This window comes from Pseudooceanicola antarcticus (assembly GCF_900215355.1).
GTDB lineage: Bacteria > Pseudomonadota > Alphaproteobacteria > Rhodobacterales > Rhodobacteraceae > Pseudooceanicola > Pseudooceanicola antarcticus.
Window position 1 is genome coordinate 56675 of the sequence record NZ_OBEA01000003.1, and the last position, 17143, is coordinate 73817.

13 protein-coding genes are annotated in these 17143 nt (G+C 67.8%); 2 read left to right on the forward strand and 11 right to left on the reverse strand.

The annotated features are described in order from the left end of the window. The first annotated feature begins 1 nt into the window (after position 1). Positions 2–1090: an ABC transporter ATP-binding protein gene (locus tag CRO50_RS08195; RefSeq protein WP_097145425.1), complete on the forward strand. Its 1089-nt coding sequence runs from the start codon at positions 2–4 to the stop codon at positions 1088–1090. Positions 1091–1664: 574 nt separating this feature from the next. Here the strand turns inward: CRO50_RS08195 and CRO50_RS08200 are convergent. Both CRO50_RS08200 and CRO50_RS08205 read right to left on the reverse strand, forming a co-directional pair. Then, complete coding sequence (locus tag CRO50_RS08200; protein ID WP_097145426.1) at positions 1665–3869, reverse strand: NADP-dependent isocitrate dehydrogenase; 2205 nt, start codon at positions 3867–3869, stop codon at positions 1665–1667. A 289-nt stretch (positions 3870–4158) separates the two neighbouring features. Continuing rightward, positions 4159–5070 (reverse strand): helix-turn-helix domain-containing protein, encoded by a 912-nt coding sequence (locus CRO50_RS08205; RefSeq protein WP_097145427.1) that lies wholly within the window; start codon positions 5068–5070, stop codon positions 4159–4161. A 417-nt stretch (positions 5071–5487) separates the two neighbouring features. Here CRO50_RS08205 and CRO50_RS08210 point away from each other — a divergent pair, with 417 nt between their 5' ends. Continuing rightward, the gene (locus CRO50_RS08210) at positions 5488–6939 is read left to right on the forward strand and encodes an aldehyde dehydrogenase (protein WP_097145428.1); all 1452 of its coding nucleotides are present in this window, start codon (positions 5488–5490) and stop codon (positions 6937–6939) included. Between the two features lie 195 nt (positions 6940–7134). On the opposite strand, the gene CRO50_RS08215 is transcribed toward CRO50_RS08210, so the two are convergent. From CRO50_RS08215 to mmsB, 9 genes are all read right to left on the reverse strand, one after another. Beyond that, the gene (locus tag CRO50_RS08215) at positions 7135–8112 is read right to left on the reverse strand and encodes an aldose epimerase family protein (RefSeq protein WP_179747234.1); all 978 of its coding nucleotides are present in this window, start codon (positions 8110–8112) and stop codon (positions 7135–7137) included. Next, complete coding sequence (locus tag CRO50_RS08220; protein ID WP_097145429.1) at positions 8112–8960, reverse strand: SMP-30/gluconolactonase/LRE family protein; 849 nt, start codon at positions 8958–8960, stop codon at positions 8112–8114. The genes CRO50_RS08215 and CRO50_RS08220 overlap by 1 nt, the downstream gene beginning before the upstream one ends. Then, positions 8957–9565 (reverse strand): 2-dehydro-3-deoxy-6-phosphogalactonate aldolase, encoded by a 609-nt coding sequence (locus CRO50_RS08225; RefSeq protein WP_097145430.1) that lies wholly within the window; start codon positions 9563–9565, stop codon positions 8957–8959. Before CRO50_RS08225 ends, CRO50_RS08220 begins: the two co-directional genes overlap by 4 nt. Before the next feature lie 145 nt (positions 9566–9710). Further along, entirely contained in the window at positions 9711–10631 is a 921-nt protein-coding gene (locus tag CRO50_RS08230; protein ID WP_179747235.1) for a 2-dehydro-3-deoxygalactonokinase, read from the reverse strand. Positions 10632–10634: 3 nt separating this feature from the next. Then, positions 10635–12149 (reverse strand): aldehyde dehydrogenase (NADP(+)), encoded by a 1515-nt coding sequence (locus CRO50_RS08235; RefSeq protein ID WP_097145431.1) that lies wholly within the window; start codon positions 12147–12149, stop codon positions 10635–10637. Positions 12150–12161: 12 nt separating this feature from the next. After that, positions 12162–13079, reverse strand: a complete 918-nt coding sequence (locus CRO50_RS08240) for a dihydrodipicolinate synthase family protein (protein ID WP_097145432.1) — start codon at positions 13077–13079, stop codon at positions 12162–12164. A gap of 41 nt (positions 13080–13120) precedes the next feature. Next, entirely contained in the window at positions 13121–14047 is a 927-nt protein-coding gene (locus tag CRO50_RS08245) for a Gfo/Idh/MocA family protein (RefSeq protein WP_097145433.1), read from the reverse strand. Further along, positions 14047–15792, reverse strand: coding sequence for an L-arabinonate dehydratase (gene araD, locus CRO50_RS08250; RefSeq protein ID WP_097145434.1), 1746 nt, complete (start codon positions 15790–15792; stop codon positions 14047–14049). The genes CRO50_RS08245 and araD overlap by 1 nt, the downstream gene beginning before the upstream one ends. Before the next feature lie 147 nt (positions 15793–15939). Then, the gene (gene mmsB, locus CRO50_RS08255; protein WP_097145435.1) at positions 15940–17133 is read right to left on the reverse strand and encodes a multiple monosaccharide ABC transporter permease; all 1194 of its coding nucleotides are present in this window, start codon (positions 17131–17133) and stop codon (positions 15940–15942) included. Positions 17134–17143 lie beyond the last annotated feature (10 nt).

Consider the following 17143-nt stretch of genomic DNA (forward strand, 5'->3'; position numbering starts at 1 on the left):
TATGGGAAATGTAGTACTCAAGGACGTCAGCAAGACCTATGGCGGGACGGTCAATGTCCTCAATGACATTGACCTCCAGATCACCGCGGGCGAGCTCATCGTCTTCGTCGGCCCCTCGGGCTGCGGCAAGTCCACGCTGCTCAGGATGATCGCCGGCTTGGAGAAGATCACGGGCGGCACGCTCGAGATCGACGGCCAGCGGATGAACGACGTGCCGCCGGCACAGCGCGGCATCGCCATGGTCTTCCAGAGCTACGCGCTCTATCCGCATATGACCGTGCGCGACAACATGGCCTTCGCGCTGAAGCTGGCGAAGAAGTCCAAGGAAGAGATCAACGAGGCCGTCGAGGAAGCCGCGCGCAAGCTGCAGCTCACCGATTACCTCGACCGCCTGCCCAAGGCGCTCTCGGGCGGTCAGCGCCAGCGTGTGGCCATCGGCCGCTCGATCGTGCGCGACCCGAAGATCTACCTCTTCGACGAGCCGCTCTCGAACCTCGACGCCGCGCTGCGCGTCGCCACCCGGATCGAGATCGCGCGCCTGAAAGAGGAAATGCCCGACCGCACAATGATTTACGTCACCCATGACCAGGTCGAGGCGATGACGCTGGCGGATCGCATCGTGGTGCTGGCCAACAAGGGCATCGCCCAGGTCGGCAGCCCGCTGGAGCTCTACGAGCGGCCCCAGAACGAGATGGTGGCGACCTTCATCGGCTCTCCGGCGATGAACCTGCTGCCGGGCAAGATCACCGGCACCGGCGCCCAGACCGAGATCTCCCTGGATGATGGCGGCAAGGCCGTGTCCCATGTGCAGACCGAGGCCTCGGACATGGGCAAGACGGTCAATATCGGGGTGCGTCCCGAGCACCTGGAAGCCACCGATGGTGAAGGGCTCTTCACCGGCCGCGTCGACATCACCGAGGCCCTGGGCGAGGTCACGTTGCTCTACTTCGAGACCGTCGGCACCGACCCTGCGCTGATCGCCAAGCTGCCGGGGGTCCACAAGGACCGTCGCGGCCAGAAGGTCACCATGACCGCCGCGCCCGAGCATGTGCATGTCTTCCACGAAGGCCAGTCGCTGCTCTACCGCTGAGCGCGCGCCCTTCGGACAAAATGAAAGCCCCGCCCCTTCGGCGGGGCTTTTTCATGTCTTGCCAAAACCTGTCACGACCGCTCGCCGCGCACCGACGTCCACCCCAGCACCGGGTCCGGCCAGGGCAGCCGAATCTACATGTTAACAGGGCTTTGGACCCCGAAATCCAACGTCGGTACGATGTCGGTATCACGTCGGTATTGCGTCGGTGTCTCGCCCCGTGCCGCACCGTGGTTAACGCGGCGCACGTTGATTTCGCCCCTGCGGGGCCGAAGCCTCCGGCGGGAGTATTTTCAGCCTGGTGATGCAACGGGACAGTGCCCGGAAAGGCGCCGGACTTTTGCCATGGAGAGCGTGCACGCCCTCGGCGGCAAAACGAGGGTGCCTTTCCGGCTCAGCCTGGCTCATCACCAGGCTGAAAATACTCCGGGGGAATCCGCGCAGCGGATGGGGGCGGAGCCCCCCGCCCCCCTCTACGTGTCGCCGTCAGGTGACGGAGGGAGGCTTTCGGCAAGGAAAAACCCCCGCCGGAGGGGCGCTCCGGCGGGGGCATGATCTGCAAGCGTCAGGCGCTTCAGCCGATGATGGCGTTCAGCGTGGCCGAGGGGCGCATCACCGCGGCGGTCTTGCCCGCATCGCCGTGGTAATAGCCACCGAGGTCGGCAGGCGCGCCCTGTGCGGCGGCCAGCTCTCCGGTGATCTCGGCTTCCTTCTCGGCCAGCTGGGCCGCGATGGGCGCGAAGTGACCGGCCAGCTCGGCGTCCTCGGACTGCGCGGCCAGGGCCTCGGCCCAGTAGCGCGCGAACCAGTAGTGGCTGTCGCGGTTGTCGGGCTCACCCACCTTGCGCGAGGGGCTGCGGTTGTCGTCCAGGATGCCCTGGGTTGCCGCCTCGACCGCGTCGCCCAGCACCTTGGCCTTGGCATTGCCCTTGGCGGAGGCCAGGAACTTGAAGCTCTCGCCCAGTGCGCAGAACTCGCCCAGGCTGTCCCAGCGCAGGTGGTTCTCTTCCTGCAGCTGCTGGACGTGCTTGGGGGCCGAGCCGCCGGCGCCGGTCTCGAAGAGGCCGCCGCCCTGCATCAGCTTCACGATCGACAGCATCTTGGCCGAGGTGGCCAGCTCGAGGATCGGGAAGAGGTCGGTCAGGTAGTCGCGCAGCACGTTGCCGGTGATGGCGATGGTGTTCTCGCCCTTGGTGATCGTCTCGAGCGAGGCCGTGGTGGCCTCGGCGGGGGACATGATCTCGAACTTGTCGGCGACGCCCTGGGCTTCCAGGATCGGCTTCACATAGGCGATCAGCTCTGCGTCATGGGCGCGCTCGGCGTCCAGCCAGAAGATCGAGCGGTAGCCGGTGATCTTCTGACGTTCGATGGCCAGCGCCACCCAGTCCTCGATCGGCGCCTTGCGCACGGAGGCCGAGCGCCAGATGTCGTTCTTCTCGACCTTGTGCTCGTGGATGACGGTGCCGTCTTCCAGGATCATCTTCACCACGCCATCCTCGGGGATCTCGAAGGTGGTGGGGTGAGAGCCGTATTCCTCGGCCTTCTGCGCCATCAGGCCCAGGTTCTGCACGGTGCCGGCGGTGGCCGGGTTCAGCTTGCCGTTGGCCTTGAAGAACTTGATCGCCTCGTCATAGACCGGCGCGTAGGAGTTGTCGGGGATCACGCAGTTGGTGTCGTGTTCCTTGTTGTCCGGACCCCAGCCCTTGCCGCCGGCGCGGATCAGCGCGGGCATCGAGGCGTCGATGATGACGTCCGAGGGGACATGCAGGTTGGTGATGCCCTTGTCGGAGTTCACCATGTACATGTCGGGACGGGTGGCGCGCACCTCTTCGATGGCGGCGAGGATCTCGGGCTCGTCCTTGACGCGCTCCAGCAGGGCGCCGAGGCCACCGTTGGGGTTCACGCCCAGATCGGCCATCTTGTCACCGTACTTGTCGAAGACCGGCGCCAGCCAGGCCTTCACGGCATGGCCGAAGATGATCGGGTCCGAGACCTTCATCATGGTGGCTTTCATGTGCAGCGAGAAGAGCGTGCCGGCCTTCTTGGTCTCTTCGATCTGCTCGGCCAGGAAGGCGTCCAGCGCCTTGGCCGACATGAAGGTCGCGTCGACCACGGTGCCGGCGGGGTAGGAGACGGCCTCTTTCAGCACGGTCTCGCCCGAGGCGCCTTCCAGCACGATCTTCGCGGTGGCGGCCTCTTTCAGCGTCACGGACTTCTCGTTCGAGAAGAAGTCGCCGCCGGACATCGCGGAGACGGTGGTCTTGCTGTCGGCCACCCAGTCCCCCATGCGGTGCGGGTTCTTCTGGGCGTAGTTCTTCACGGCGGCGGCGGCGCGGCGGTCCGAGTTGCCTTCGCGCAGCACCGGGTTCACGGCCGAGCCCTTGATGCTGTCGTACTTGGCGCGCACGGCCTTCTCTTCATCGGTCGAGGGCGCATAGGGGTAGTCGGGCAGGGCGTAGCCCTGGGACTGCAGCTCCTTGACGGCGGCGACCAGCTGCGGCTCGGAGGCCGAGATGTTCGGCAGCTTGATGACATTGGCCTCGGGCGTCTTCACCAGCTCGCCCAGGGCGGCCAGGTCGTCTTCCTGGCGCTGCTCTTCAGAGAGATACTCGGGGAAGGTGGCGATGATGCGGCCCGCCAGCGAGATGTCGCGGGTGCCAAACGTCACGCCGGCCGGAGCGGCAAAGGCCTGGATGATCGGCAGCAGCGAAGCCGAGGCCAGCTCGGGCGCTTCGTCTACCTTGGTATACACAATATCGGGCGTCTGTTTGTCTGCCAATTTTCTTCTCCCTTTCGCGATCTTCGGAAGGTCCGGGCCAATGGGCGCGGCGTCGGTTGGGCGGCGGTCGCTCCGGCGGGGCCGGGGACAGGCGGAGCCCCGTCAGGGGGCGTCGGGGAAATCCCTAAGCGGACAGGGCCGCGATGGCAAGTTTGCTGAATGTCGCGGGGGGAATTGGCGGGCCGCTGATCCCGCGCCTCCCGGAAATCGCGCGGATGCGCCGCCGTGGTAGCCAGGGGCCGGCCCGGCAGCGGGAAAGCCCGCCCTGGGGCAGACCCAGAGGGTCCTGTCAGGGCCAGGCGGCGAAGCTCGTGGTGTCCTCGCGCTGGCGGGCGCGGGCGGCGCGGCGGAAGCGGCCGGGGCTCAGCTTCTCGTGGCGGGCGAAGAAACGGTTGAAATAGGCCGGGTCCTGGAAGCCCAGGCGAAAGGCGATCTCGGCCACCTGCAGCGGCGTATTGACCAGCAGGTCGCGGGCATCGGCCAGGATCTCCCGGTGCAGGTAGCCCTGGGGCGAAAGCCCGGTGGCCTGGCGCACCACCGCCCCCAGCCGGTCGCGCGATATGCCCAGGGCGCCTGCGTAATCGCCCACCGACCAATGCTCGCGCCCGTGCCGGGCCACCAGCAGCACGAAACGGTCGAGCTGCGAGCGCGGCGCCAGCGCGCCGCTGTGCCCGCCCACCTCGGCGGCGCGCCAGAGCCGCACCAGCAGCACCGAGACCAGGTTCTCGACGATCACCTCGGTGCCGCCGCGGGCGGCGCGGCTCTCTTCGTCGATGACCTCGAGGTGACGCAACATGTCGTCCCGCACCTCCGGGTCGAGGGGCAGCAGCCGCAGCTGGCTCAGCAATCCGCGCAGCCGGGTGTTCATCGCCCCCGTCGGCAGCGCCCGCGCCAGCGCCACGGGACCCAGCCGCAGCAGCGCCCCCCGTGCCCCGGCCGAAAGCCGGATGCGCCGCACCGCCCCCGGTGGCAGCCAGGCCAGCCGGGGCGCATCGGCCGAGAGCGCCTCGTCCTCCGGCCCGTCCCTGCGCTGGCCCGCCGCCGCGGGGCTCTCGAGCGCGACCCGGCCCGCGGCGAGCACCAGCAGGCAGGCGGCCTCGGGCTCCAGCTGCAACTCGGTCGGATGCAGCGAAGAGCGCAGCAGGCGCGCTTCAAAGAGCCTGTTGGCGCGAGAGGGGAGAGGCGGCTGGGGGCGGGGCATCTGGTCTCTGTTCGGCAGGCGTGAGCGGCAAAAGTGCAATAATGACCCTCATTACTGCATTTCAAGCGGGCCGCCCACTGCTAGGTTCTACCCTCAGCCCCGGCCGGCAGGGAGGAACTCGTCGGTCGTGGGAGGAACCTGGGAGGATCTTCATGCGACATGCCCCGCGCAGGGCCCCGTCCTGCTGCGCCAGAGACATGGCCCGAGACACGGCCCAAGACATGGCCGGTTGATAGGGCCGGTTGATAGGGCCCGTTGCCCGCATGCGGGCCGCAGGGCCCCGGCGGCTGGTCGTTGACCGGCAGGCGGCGCAGGCCTCGACCGCGCGCCGCCGTGGCAAGGGCAGAGACCCCTCCCGACAAGATGCCTTCCCGGCGGCGCGATCGCCGGGATGAACAGGAAAGGAGACCCTGAAACATGGATCAGATCGACCTCTATATCGGCGGAACCCACAAGCCCGCCTCCGACGGCGCCCGCTTCGAGCGCGCCAACCCGGTGACCGGCGATGCCGTGACCTCGGCGGCGGCGGCAACCACGGAAGACGCCGTGGCGGCCGTGGACGCGGCGGCGGCGGCCTTCCCGGCCTGGTCGCAGACCTCGCCCGCCGAACGGCGCGGCTACCTGCTGAAGGCCGCGGAACGGCTGCGCGAAGCCGGCCCCGAGATCATCCGTGCCATGCAGGAAGAGATCGGCGCCACCGAGGCCTGGGCCGGGTTCAACGTGCACCTCGCCTCGGAAATGCTGGTCGAGGCCGCGGGCCTGACCACCCAGATCAAGGGCGAGATCATCCCCTCGAACCGCCCCGGCTCCACCGCCATGGCGGTGCGCCAGCCCGTGGGCGTCGTGCTCTCCATCGCGCCCTGGAACGCGCCGGTGATCCTGGGCACCCGCGCCATCGCCACGCCGCTGGCCTGCGGCAACACGGTGGTGATGAAGACCTCGGAACTTTGCCCCCGCGTCCATGCGCTGATGCTGGAAGCCATCGCCGGGGCGGGCATGCCGGAAGGCGTGCTGAACGCGGTCTCCAACGCGCCCGAGGATGCGCCGAAGATCGTCGAGACGCTGATCGCCCAGCCCGCCGTGCGCCGGATCAACTTCACCGGCTCGACCCGTGTCGGCCGGATCATCGCCGAAACCGCCGCCCGTCACCTCAAGCCCGCGCTGCTCGAGCTCGGCGGCAAGGCGCCGCTGATCGTGCTGGATGACGCGGATATCGAGGCCACCGTCTCGGCTGCCGCCTTCGGTGCCTACATGAACCAGGGCCAGATCTGCATGTCGACCGAGCGGATCATCGTCATGGACGAGATCGCCGACCGCTTTGCCGAGGCCTTCGCGGCCAAGGTGGCGACCCTCACCGCGGGCGATCCGCGCGAGGCCAAGCAGCCGCTCGGCTCGCTGGTCAATGCCGAGGCCGCCAACCGGGTGAAATCCCTGATCGAGGATGCGCTCTCGAAGGGCGCCCGCCTGATCGCCGGCGGCGGCGGCTCGGGCACCATGCTCGACGCCACGGCGGTGGACGGCGTGACCTCCTCGATGCGGCTCTACACCGAAGAGAGCTTCGGTCCGGTGGTCTCGATCATCCGGGTGGGGTCCATCGACGAGGCGGTGAGCGTGGCCAACGAAAGCGACCTGGGCCTCTCGGCTGCCGTCTTCGGCAAGGACCAGGCCCGCGCGCTCTCGGTCGCCAAGCGGATCGAAAGCGGCATCTGCCACGTCAACGGCCCGACCGTGCACGACGAGGCGCAGATGCCCTTCGGCGGCGTCAAGGACTCGGGCTATGGCCGTTTCGGCGGCACGCAGGGCATCAACGAGTTCACCGAGCTGCGCTGGATCACCATGCAGGACGGCCCGCTGCACTATCCGCTCTGAGGCATCCGCCTCCGGCGGGAGTATTTCAGGCCTTGTGATGAGCATGGGGGGAGCCGATCTGGCTCCCTCCTTCTGCTTCCGGGAGCGTGCACGCTCTCCATGGCAAAAGGAGGCCGCCTCAACGACCGGACCTGTTGCATCACCAAGCTGGAAATACTCCGGGGGACTCCGCGCAGCGGAGGGGGGCAGAGCCCCCTACGCCCCCTGCGTGAAGCGATAGATGGTGTGATTGCGATAGACCTCTCCGGGACGGATCACCGGGTCGGGGAAGTCTTCATGGTTGGGCGCATCGGGCCATTCCTGGGTTTCCATCGCCAGCCCGGCGCGGGGGCCATAGGCGAGGCCATCGAGACCGGGCAGCCCCTCGGCCGGCAAATGCGCGGCATTATAGACCTGAAGGCCGGGCGCATCGGTTTCCACCTCAAGCACCAGCCCGTCGCGGCCCGTCAGGCGGGCGGCGGGGGCGTCGCCGTCGAGGCAGAAGTTGTGGTCGTAGCCATGGGTGCCGATCTCGCGCGGGGTGCGGAAATCGAAGGGGGTCTCCGCGACCGGGGCGATCTCTCCCGAGGGGATCAGGCGGTCGTCGACGGGCAGGTAGTGCTCGGCAGCGATCTGCAGGGTCTGACCCGCCACGTCGCCCGCGCCGTCGAGGCAGAAGTAGCTGTGATGGGCCAGCGAGATCGGGCAGGGGTCCGAGGGGGTCGCCTCCATGGTGATCTCCAGCGCCGTGCCGGTGACCCGGTAGGTGACCGAGATGGCGCAGCGGCCGGGAAAGCCCATGTCTCCATCCGCCAGCAGCAGCGCGAAGGTGGCGCTGTCGGGGGTGCTCGCCTCGAGGGTCCAGTTCCTGACGCCGATGCCGTTGCCGCCGCCATGCAGGCAGGTGCGTCCGGCCTCGTTGAGGTCAAGCTGGTAGCTCTTGCCGTCGAGGCTGAAGCGTCCATCGGCGATGCGATTGGCGTAGCGGCCCACGGTGGCACCGAAATAGGTCATCGGCCCGAGGTAGTCCTCGAACCGCTCCGAGCCCAGCACCAGCGGATGCGCCACGCCCTTGAGCCGCAGGTCCTGCAGTGTCGCGCCATGGGTCAGGATCGAGGCGGTGAGCGCGCCGGAGGTGATCTTCACCTGCTGCACCGCTTCGCCGTCGGGGCGGGTACCGAAGAGCCGCGCCATCAGAGCACCACCTGGTGTTCGCGCTGGCCCGCGACACCGGCGGGTGCCTGGTAGAGCCTGCCCTGGGCCGCGTCGGGGGTGCTGATCCCCTCGCGCGCCGTGGTGGCATAGAGCGTCGTCAGATCGGGCCCGCCGAACGCCGGGCAGGAGGTATGCAGGCCATCCACCGCGATCGCCCGGTCGAAGCTGCCATCGGGGGCGTAGCGCGCCACCCGGCCCGCGCCCCATTGGGCGTTCCACAGGTAGCCCTCGGAATCGACCACCGCGCCATCGGCGAAGAGCCCTTCGGGGGCGAGGTCGATGAAGAGCTCGGGCGTGCCCGGCCAGCCCTCGGCATCCAGCGCGACGCGCATGATGGTCTGCTTCGGCGTATCGGCGAAATAGGCGGTCTTGCCGTCGGGGCTGAAGCAGATCGCGTTGGAGATCGAGATATCGCTCCAGAGCTTGCGCAGCTCGCCCTTGTAGTAGCGGTAGATCGCCCCGGCGCCCGGCTCGGCGGCCTTGCCCATGGTGCCGATCCAGAAGCCGCCCTGCGGGTCGGCGCGGCCATCGTTGGACCGGGTGACCGGGTTGTCGGCCTCCAGGTCCACCAGGCGCTCCTTCGCGCCGGTCTCGATGTCGAAGCGCCAGAGCGCGGTTTCCGAGGCCAGGATCAGCGTCGTCTCATCCACCCAGCCGGCGGCGGAGTGATATTCGTCGAAGCTCCATTCCAGCGGGGTGTCGCCCTGGATGGAGAGCAGCTTGCGGCCGATGATGTCGAACCAAAACAGCTGGCCCCGCAGCGGGTGCCAGAGCGGGCCTTCGCCCAGTTCGCAGTTGCGAGAATCGCAGAGAGTGGCGCGGGTCATGCTGAAAATACCTCGTCGTAACGGGAAACCATGGCGCGGGCGCGCTGGCCCACCTCGGAAGCGCTGTCGCCGGGCTTGTAGAGCGCGGTGCCGATGCCGAAGCCATTGGCCCCGGCCGCGGCCCATTCGGCGAAGTTCTCGGGGCCCGCACCGCCGACCGCATAGACCGGGACGCTGGCGGGGATCACGGCACGCATGGCCTTGAGGCCGGCCGGGCCGATCAGCGAGCCGGGGAAGAGCTTCAGCCCGTCGGCCCCGGCGCGGATGGCCGAGAAGCACTCGGTGGGGGTCATCACGCCGGGCCAGCTTTCAAGGCCGCGGGCCTTGGTGGCGGCGATGACCTCGGGGTTGGCATCGGGCGAGACGATCAGCTTGCCGCCGGCCTCGGCCACATTGGCGAGGTCTTCGAGCGTCAGCACGGTGCCCGCGCCGATCAGCGCCTGTTCGCCATGGGTCTCTGCCATCAGGCCGATCGACTTCAGCGGCTCGGGCGAGTTCAGCGGCACCTCGATGGAGGTGATGCCGGCCTCGATCAGGGCCTCGGCGACGGGCAGCGCATCGGCAGGGGTAATGCCGCGCAGAATGGCGATGATATTGCGGCGCATGGCCTCTCCTTCCCTCGGCGCAGAGCGCCGTCCTTGTTGGCCCTCGGCGCAGAGCGCCGTCTTGGGTGGCCTAGGCGCGGTGCGCCGTCTTTCCTGACCCGTGACGCGGAAGCCGCGTCCGGGCTGGCCGGGGCGGTGGCGCCCCTCAGGCCTGTTCGAGCTGGTGGGCGGCGATCAGGCCGCTCAGGGCCAGCTCGGGGTTCGTTGCGGCGCGGGCGCTGCCGCCCAGCCGTTCCATCGCGGCGATATAGCGGCGGGTCAGGCGGGGCGAGCCCACCACGACCACGTCCCTGTTCTGCCAGAAGTCCTGTGCCCCGGCCAGTTCGGTGCCGATCAGCAGCCCCGAGAGCCGCCCGGTGGCGGAGGCGGGGGCGAGCCCCTCGAGGAGCGAGGCGGGGCGGATCGAGAAGAGCTCCATGCCGATGGCGGCGGGTTCGGCGAAGCCCGTGGCCAGGGCGGCGAAGAAGGCGCCCTCGTCGGCCTCGCCATCGCTGGCCAGCGAATGGCGCAGCACGGAGTGCTGGCCGATCAGGGCGAAGATCTCGCCGGTCATGGCGGTGCGGAAGTTCAGCACCTGGCCGCCGGCCACGCGGACCCACTTGGTATGGGTGCCGGGCAGGCAGAGGGTGCCGTCGAAATCGGGCTCATCGGCAAGGAAACCGGCGATCTGGGTCTCTTCGCCGCGCATCACGTCGGCGGGGCCGGACTGGCAGAGGCCGGGCATGATGCGGACCGAGATCCGGGCGTCGCCGGTGGGCGCCACGACGGGCGCGCCGCCGAAGGCCGGGGGGCAGGGGACCTGGGCGTAGGGGGCCTCGATCCAGCCCTGCTTGGCACCGGCCATGCCGCAGATCAGCACCGGGGTCACGCGGTCCGGTGCCAGAAGGTCATCGGCCAGCCGCAGCAGGGCTGGCTCGAATTTGTCAGGTGTCAGGCCGCCCATGCCATCGGCAGAGCTGCGTTCCGCGAGGATCTCCCCCTCGGGGCCGATGGCCCAGAGGCGGAGGTTCGAGGTGCCCCAGTCTGCAGCGATCCAGTCGGCGGCAATCCAGTCGGCGGCCTGCACGGGTCAGATGTCCTGAAGATCGCCGGGCAGCAGGGCCGGGTCGATGTTCTGGTAGCAGACCGGACGCAGGAAGCGACGGATCGCCAGGGTGCCCACCGAGGTGGCACCGAAGTTGGTCGACGCCGGGTAGGGGCCACCATGGACCATGCTGTCGCAGACCTCGACGCCGGTGGGGAAGCCATTGGCCAGCACGCGGCCTGCCTTGCGTTCGAGCACCGGCAGCAGCTTGGCGGCTTCGGCCTTGTCGCCTGCGTCCATCATCAGCGTGGCGGTCAGCTGACCGGCGAAGCCACGGGCCACGGTCAGCATCTCGTCCATGTCCTTGACCACGATGGCGACGCCCAGGGGCCCGAAGACCTCGTGGCTGAGCGCCTCGTTGGCCAGCCATTCGGCGCCGGTGGTGCGGAAGACATAGGGCGTGGCGTTGCGCAGGTCGCAGGTCGAGGTCATGACCTCCTGCACACCCGATTGCGCCGCGATGGCGTCACGGCCCGAGCGATAGGCATCGGCGATGCCCTCGGTCAGCATGACCTGCGGGCCGGTGGCCTCAAGCGCGTCCTTGGCGGCGGCCAGGAAGGCCTCGGTCTCGGGACCTTCCAGCAGCACGAGGACGCCGGGGTTGGTGCAGAACTGGCCTGCGCCCATGGTCAGCGACCCGGCCCAGCCCTTGGCCATGTCCTCGGCCCGCGCCTGCATGGCGGCGGGCAGGAAGAACATCGGGTTGATCGAGCCCAGCTCGCCGAAGAAGGGGATCGGCTCGTCGCGCTGCGCGCAGAGATCGAAGAGCGCCTTGCCGCCCCGCAGGGAGCCGGTGAAGCCGACGGCGTTGATCAGCGGATGCTGGACCAGCGCGCCGCCCACTTCGTAGCTGCCGCCATGCACCATCGAGAAGGTGCCCGCGGGCATGCCGGTCTTCTCGATCGCGGCCTTGATCGCCTCGGCGACCACTTCGGCGGTGCCGGGGTGGGCCTCATGGCCCTTGACGACGACCGGGCAGCCAGCGGCCAGCGCCGAGGCGGTGTCGCCGCCGGCGGTGGAGAAGGCCAGCGGGAAGTTCGAGGCGCCGAAGACGGCCACCGGGCCGATGGGGCGCTGGATCATGCGCAGGTCGGGACGGGGCAGGGGCGCACGGTCGGGCAGGGCCTCGTCGTGGCGCACGTCCAGGTAGGCACCATCCATGATGTGGGAGGCGAAGAGGCGCAGCTGGCCGGTGGTGCGGCCGCGCTCGCCTTCCAGGCGGCCTGCGGGCAGGCCGGTCTCGGCGGTGCCGATGGCGGTGATGGTCTCGCCGCGCGCCTCGATCTCGTCGGCGATGGCGTTGAGGAAGGCGGCGCGTTCCTCACGGGTGGTGTAGCCGTAGGTCCAGAAGGCCTCTTCGGCGGCCTGGACGGCGCGGTCCACCAGTGCGGCGGTGCCTTTGGAGACGGAAATGGCGTCGCCGGTGACGGGCGTGGAGGCGAAGGTGTCGTCGTTGCCGACCCATTCGCCTGCGATCAGGTGTTTACCGTGAAAAGTCATTTGGTTCTTCCCTTACTTGCCCCAGGACAGCGCCATGATGTCGAGATCCGACGCCAGTTGCAGCAGGCGCGTCCGGGTGCGCTCGGTCATGGGTTTCAGCGGATGGCGGACGTGGTCGGACTTGATCACGCCGCCTTCCTTGTAGACCACCTTGCAGGCGCGCAGCCCGCACTGGCGGTTCTCGTGATTGATCAGCGGCATGCAGAGGTTCCACTGTGCCAGAGCCGCATCCTTGTCGCCGGCCAGGTAGTTGGTGACGATGGGGCGGATCTTCTCGGCGAACATGCCAGAGGTCATGGTGCCGGTGCAACCGGCATCCAGGTCCGCCAGCAGGGTAACCGCTTCTTCGCCGTCGAAGGGCCCGATGATGTCGTCGCCACCGGCCTCGATCAGCGCCGCCAGCTTGTCGGCGGCGAAGGGGGTTTCCATCTTGAAGTAGGAGACGTTCTCGATCTCCTTGGCCATCTTCACCAGCAGCGGCACCGGCAGGGTGACACCCGAGAGCGGCGCGTCCTGGATCATGATCGGAATGCTGATCGCATCCGAGACCATGGCGAAATGCTCGTAGATCATCTCGGGCGGCGGGACGAGGCCGACGCCGTGGTAGGGCGGCATCATCATCAGCATCGAGGCGCCAAGGGACTGGGCTTCGCGGGCGCGGTCGACGACGACCTGGGTCGAGAAATGCGACACGGTGACGATCACCGGCACGCGGCCCGCGACATGCTCGAGGCTGAGGCGGGTCAGCAGGCGGCGCTCGTCGTCCGAGAGCACGAATTGCTCGGAGTAGTTGGCCAGGATGCAGATGGCGTCGACGCCCTGGTCGATCAGGCAGTCGAGGACGCGCTTCATGCCCTCTTCGTCGACGGTGCCGTCATCGAGGAAGGGGGTGGGCGCAACGGGGAGGATGCCGGTCAGAGGAGTTTTCACTGTTCGGTCCTTTCAGGGATGTCGGTCAGAAATTTCGGGGATCAGAATTCAAAGGGCTCGACCACCGAGCGGCGGCCAAGAAGGAAGGCGTCGGCGGCATGGCGCAGCGGGCGCAGGTCCATGTCGATGCCGCCCGAGCGCACCAGCTCGGCCATCTTGGCGTAGAGCCGGGGGTATTCACCGTCGAGGCCCGAGTGATGCTCACCCTGTTCCTCGCCGTCGATGTACATGTTGCCGCCGCCGTTGGTCAGCAGCAGGGTGCCTTCCTCGCAGCGGGCTTCCATCGACCAGGTCTGTTCGCCTTCCTGGCGGAAGTCGAAGTCGCAGGTGACGCGCGCGCCGCCCGGATGGAAGAAGGCCAGGTCGGCTGCAATCGGCGCCTGCCGGTTCTCGGGGAACGACAGGGTGGCGGATTGCAGGTGGATCGGATCGGGCAGGATCTCGGTCACGATCGAGAGGGCGTTGATGCCGGGATCGAAGACGCCGAGACCGCCGGCCTCGAAGATCCAGTCCTGGCCGGGATGCCAGCGGCGCACGTCCTCGCGCCAGGTGACATGCAGCGACTTCAGGGTCTTGTCGGCCAGCCAGGCCTTGGCAGGCGCGACCTTGTCGGCCTCGCGCGAATGCCAGGTGGCGTAGATCGACAGACCCTTGTCACGGGCCATCTCTTCCAGCGCGATGCATTCCGCCAGGGTGGCCCCCGGCGGCTTTTCCAGCATCACGTGACGCCCCGCTGCCAGCGCCTTGGCCGCGTAGTCGAAACGCGGCACCGGCGGCAGGCAGAGAGAGACCACGCGGATTTCGGGACGGGCCTCCAGCATCTCGTCGAAGGAGGTGAAAGCCTCGACCCCCTCGACGGTGCCGGACCGCGAGACGGTGGCGGCGAGATCCCAGTCGGAAGAGCCCTTCAGCGAGGGCACGTGCTGGTCGACGGCAATCTTGCCGATGCCTACGAGCGCGATATCCATCAGTGAGCATCCTTTCCGACAGCATTGCCACGGCAGCCCTTGAGGAAGTCGAGGTCCGCGCCGGTGTCGGCGCCTTCGACGTGCTGCTGGTGCAGCCAGCCATAGCCCGACTCGAACTGCTCATGCGCGGGCGTCCACTCGGCCAGGCGTGCGGCCAGTTCCTCGTCCGAGATATCCAGGTGGACCCGGCGGGCGGCCACGTCGACCTCGATCATGTCGCCGTTGCGGACCACCGCGAGGGGGCCACCGGCGGCGGCTTCGGGAGAGGTGTGCAGGATCACGGTGCCATAGGCGGTGCCGGACATGCGCGCATCCGAGATGCGGACCATGTCGGTGATGCCCTTCTGCAGGACCTTCGGCGGCAGACCCATGTTGCCCACTTCGGACATGCCCGGATAGCCTTTCGGACCGCAGTTCTTCAGCACCATGACGCAGGTCTCGTCGATGTCGAGATCGGGGTCCTCGATCTTGGCCTTGTAGTCGTCGATATCCTCGAAGACCACGGCGCGGCCCTTGTGCTGCATCAGGTGCGGCGAGGCGGCAGAGGGCTTGAGCACCGCGCCATTGGGCGCCAGGTTGCCGCGCAGCACGGCGATGCCGCCCTGGGGCGTCAGGCCCTTGCCCACGGGACGGATCACGTCCTCGTTGTGGTTCAGCACGTCCTTGACCTCGTCCCACATGGTCTGGCCCGAGACTGTCAGCGCATCCTTGTGCAGCAGACCCGCTTCGCCGAGGCGCTTGATCACCACGGGCAGGCCGCCGGCGTAGAAGAACTCTTCCATCAGGTATTCGCCCGAGGGCATGAGGTTGACGATGGTTTCGACGTCGCGGCCGCAACGGTCCCAGTCGTCCAGGGTCAGGTCGACGCCCTGCACCCGGCCGGCGATGGCCAGCAGGTGGATCACGGCGTTGGTCGAACCGCCGATGGCACCATTGGTGCGGATGGCGTTCTCGAAGGCCTGCTTGGTCATGATGTCGGAGGGCTTCAGGTCGTCCTTGACCATCTGCACGATGCGACGGCCCGACATCTGTGCCATGACGCGGCGGCGGCTGTCCACGGCGGGGATCGCCGCATTGCCGGAAAGCGCCATGCCCAGGGCTTCGGCCATCGACGCCATGGTCGAGGCCGTGCCCATGGTGTTGCAGGTGCCGGTCGAGCGGGACATGCCCTGCTCGGCTTCCAGGAATTCTTCCTGCGTCATCTCGCCGGCCTTCACGGCCTCGGAGAACTTCCACAGGTGGGTGCCCGAGCCGACGCGTTCGCCACGGAAGTAGCCGTTCAGCATCGGGCCGCCGGTGACGACGATGGAGGGCACATCGCAGGAGGCCGCGGCCATCAGCAGCGAGGGCGTGGTCTTGTCGCAGCCGACCATCAGCACGGCGCCGTCGATGGGCTGGCCGCGCAGCTGCTCCTCGATCGACAGGGCGGCGAGGTTGCGGAACATCATCGCGGTGGGTCGGAAAGTGTTTTCCGAGGCCGAGAAGACGGGCACTTCGACGGGGAAGCCACCGGCCTCCCAGATGCCGGCCTTAACCTTTTCGGCGAGCTCGCGCAGGTGGCCGTTGCAGGGGGTCAGGTCGGACCAGGTGTTCATGATGCCGATGATCGGGCGACCATCGAAGAGATCATGGGGGTAACCCTGGTTCTTCATCCAGCCGCGATGGTAAATCGTGTCGCGGGAGTTGCCGCCATACCATTCCTGGGACCGTAGCTTGCGGGGCCATTTGGCTGGGGTGAAGGTCATTTTACCGGGTCCGTTACTAGCGATTGAATTGATCCGCTACGGTGGGGTCTTACCCACCCTACGGCTGTGGTGGCGGGCGGTGCGGCCGCCCGGCCAGGGCGCGGGGATGGCCCCCGCGGAGGGCGGGGGGTGCCCCCCGCCGCAGGTTCAGCCCTTGTTCTTCTGGTAGACGTCGAAGAACACGGCGGCGAGAAGCACGAGGCCCTTGATCACCTGCTGGTAGTCGATGCCGATGCCCATGATCGACATGCCGTTGTTGAGCACGCCCATGATGAAGGCGCCGACCACGGCCCCGATGATCTTGCCCGAGCCACCCGACATCGAGGCCCCGCCGATGAAGACGGCGGCGATCACGTCGAGCTCGACCGCGAAGCCGGCTTTCGGCGTTGCGGTGTTGAGGCGGGCGGCGAAGATCAGGCCCGCGAGAGCGGCCAGCATGCCCATGTTGACGAAGGCCAGGAAGGTCAGCTTCTCGGTCTTGATGCCCGACAGCTTGGCGGCCTTCTCGTTGCCCCCCAGGGCGTAGATGCGGCGACCCAGCGTCGTGTTCTCGGTGATGAAGGCATAGACGACCGTCAGCACCACCATCGAGACCAGCACGTTCGGCAGGCCACGGAAGCCCGAGAGCTTGTACATCACGTAGAAGAGCGCGCCGCAGACGACCACGTTGCGCACCACGAAGAACATGGTGGGTTCGTCATCCATGCCGTACTTGCGGTTGCGGGCCCGCTGGTTGAGACCCATCCAGACGATCAGGATCACCGCCAGGGCACCGGCGATCAGCGCCGTGCCATTGGGACGGTTGATGCCCAGGATATCCGGGATGAAGCCGGTCGAGAGCGACTGGAAGGAGCGCTCGAACGGACCCACCGACTGGCCTTCCAGCAGCCAGAGCGACAGGCCACGGAACACCAGCATGCCGGCCAGGGTCACGATGAAGGCGGGGATCTTCCAATAGGCCACCCAGTAGCCATGCCAGGCCCCGATGACGATACCGGCGACCAGGCAGGCGGGGATGGTGAGCCAGACCGGCCAGCCCCAGTTGACCATCATCACCGCCGCCAGCGCGCCGACGAAGCCCATGACCGAGCCGACCGAGAGGTCGATATGGCCGGCCACGATGACGATCAGCATGCCGAGCGCCATGATGATGATGTAGCTGTTCTGCAGGAACAGGTTGGTGATGTTGACAGGCTTCAGGAGCGTGCCGCCGGTCACCACCTGGAAGAACAGCATGATGGCGATCAGGGCGACCAGGAGGCCGTAGTCACGCAGGTGACCTGCAAGGTAGGCGCCCAGGCTCTTGCCCGCGCCGTCGTTGTTGTTATCAGCGAGTTCCACGTTTCCGACT

What these genes read in the sequence shown, in the direction of transcription:
- CRO50_RS08195 (WP_097145425.1), top strand. Translation starts at nt 2, where the DNA reads ATGGGAAATGTAGTACTCAAGGACGTCAGCAAGACCTATGGCGGGACG.
- CRO50_RS08205 (WP_097145427.1), bottom strand. Translation starts at nt 5,070, where the DNA reads ATGCCCCGCCCCCAGCCGCCTCTCCCCTCTCGCGCCAACAGGCTCTTT.
- CRO50_RS08210 (WP_097145428.1), top strand. Translation starts at nt 5,488, where the DNA reads ATGGATCAGATCGACCTCTATATCGGCGGAACCCACAAGCCCGCCTCC.
- CRO50_RS08215 (WP_179747234.1), bottom strand. Translation starts at nt 8,112, where the DNA reads ATGGCGCGGCTCTTCGGTACCCGCCCCGACGGCGAAGCGGTGCAGCAG.
- CRO50_RS08220 (WP_097145429.1), bottom strand. Translation starts at nt 8,960, where the DNA reads ATGACCCGCGCCACTCTCTGCGATTCTCGCAACTGCGAACTGGGCGAA.
- CRO50_RS08225 (WP_097145430.1), bottom strand. Translation starts at nt 9,565, where the DNA reads ATGCGCCGCAATATCATCGCCATTCTGCGCGGCATTACCCCTGCCGAT.
- CRO50_RS08235 (WP_097145431.1), bottom strand. Translation starts at nt 12,149, where the DNA reads ATGACTTTTCACGGTAAACACCTGATCGCAGGCGAATGGGTCGGCAAC.
- CRO50_RS08245 (WP_097145433.1), bottom strand. Translation starts at nt 14,047, where the DNA reads ATGGATATCGCGCTCGTAGGCATCGGCAAGATTGCCGTCGACCAGCAC.
- araD (WP_097145434.1), bottom strand. Translation starts at nt 15,792, where the DNA reads ATGACCTTCACCCCAGCCAAATGGCCCCGCAAGCTACGGTCCCAGGAA.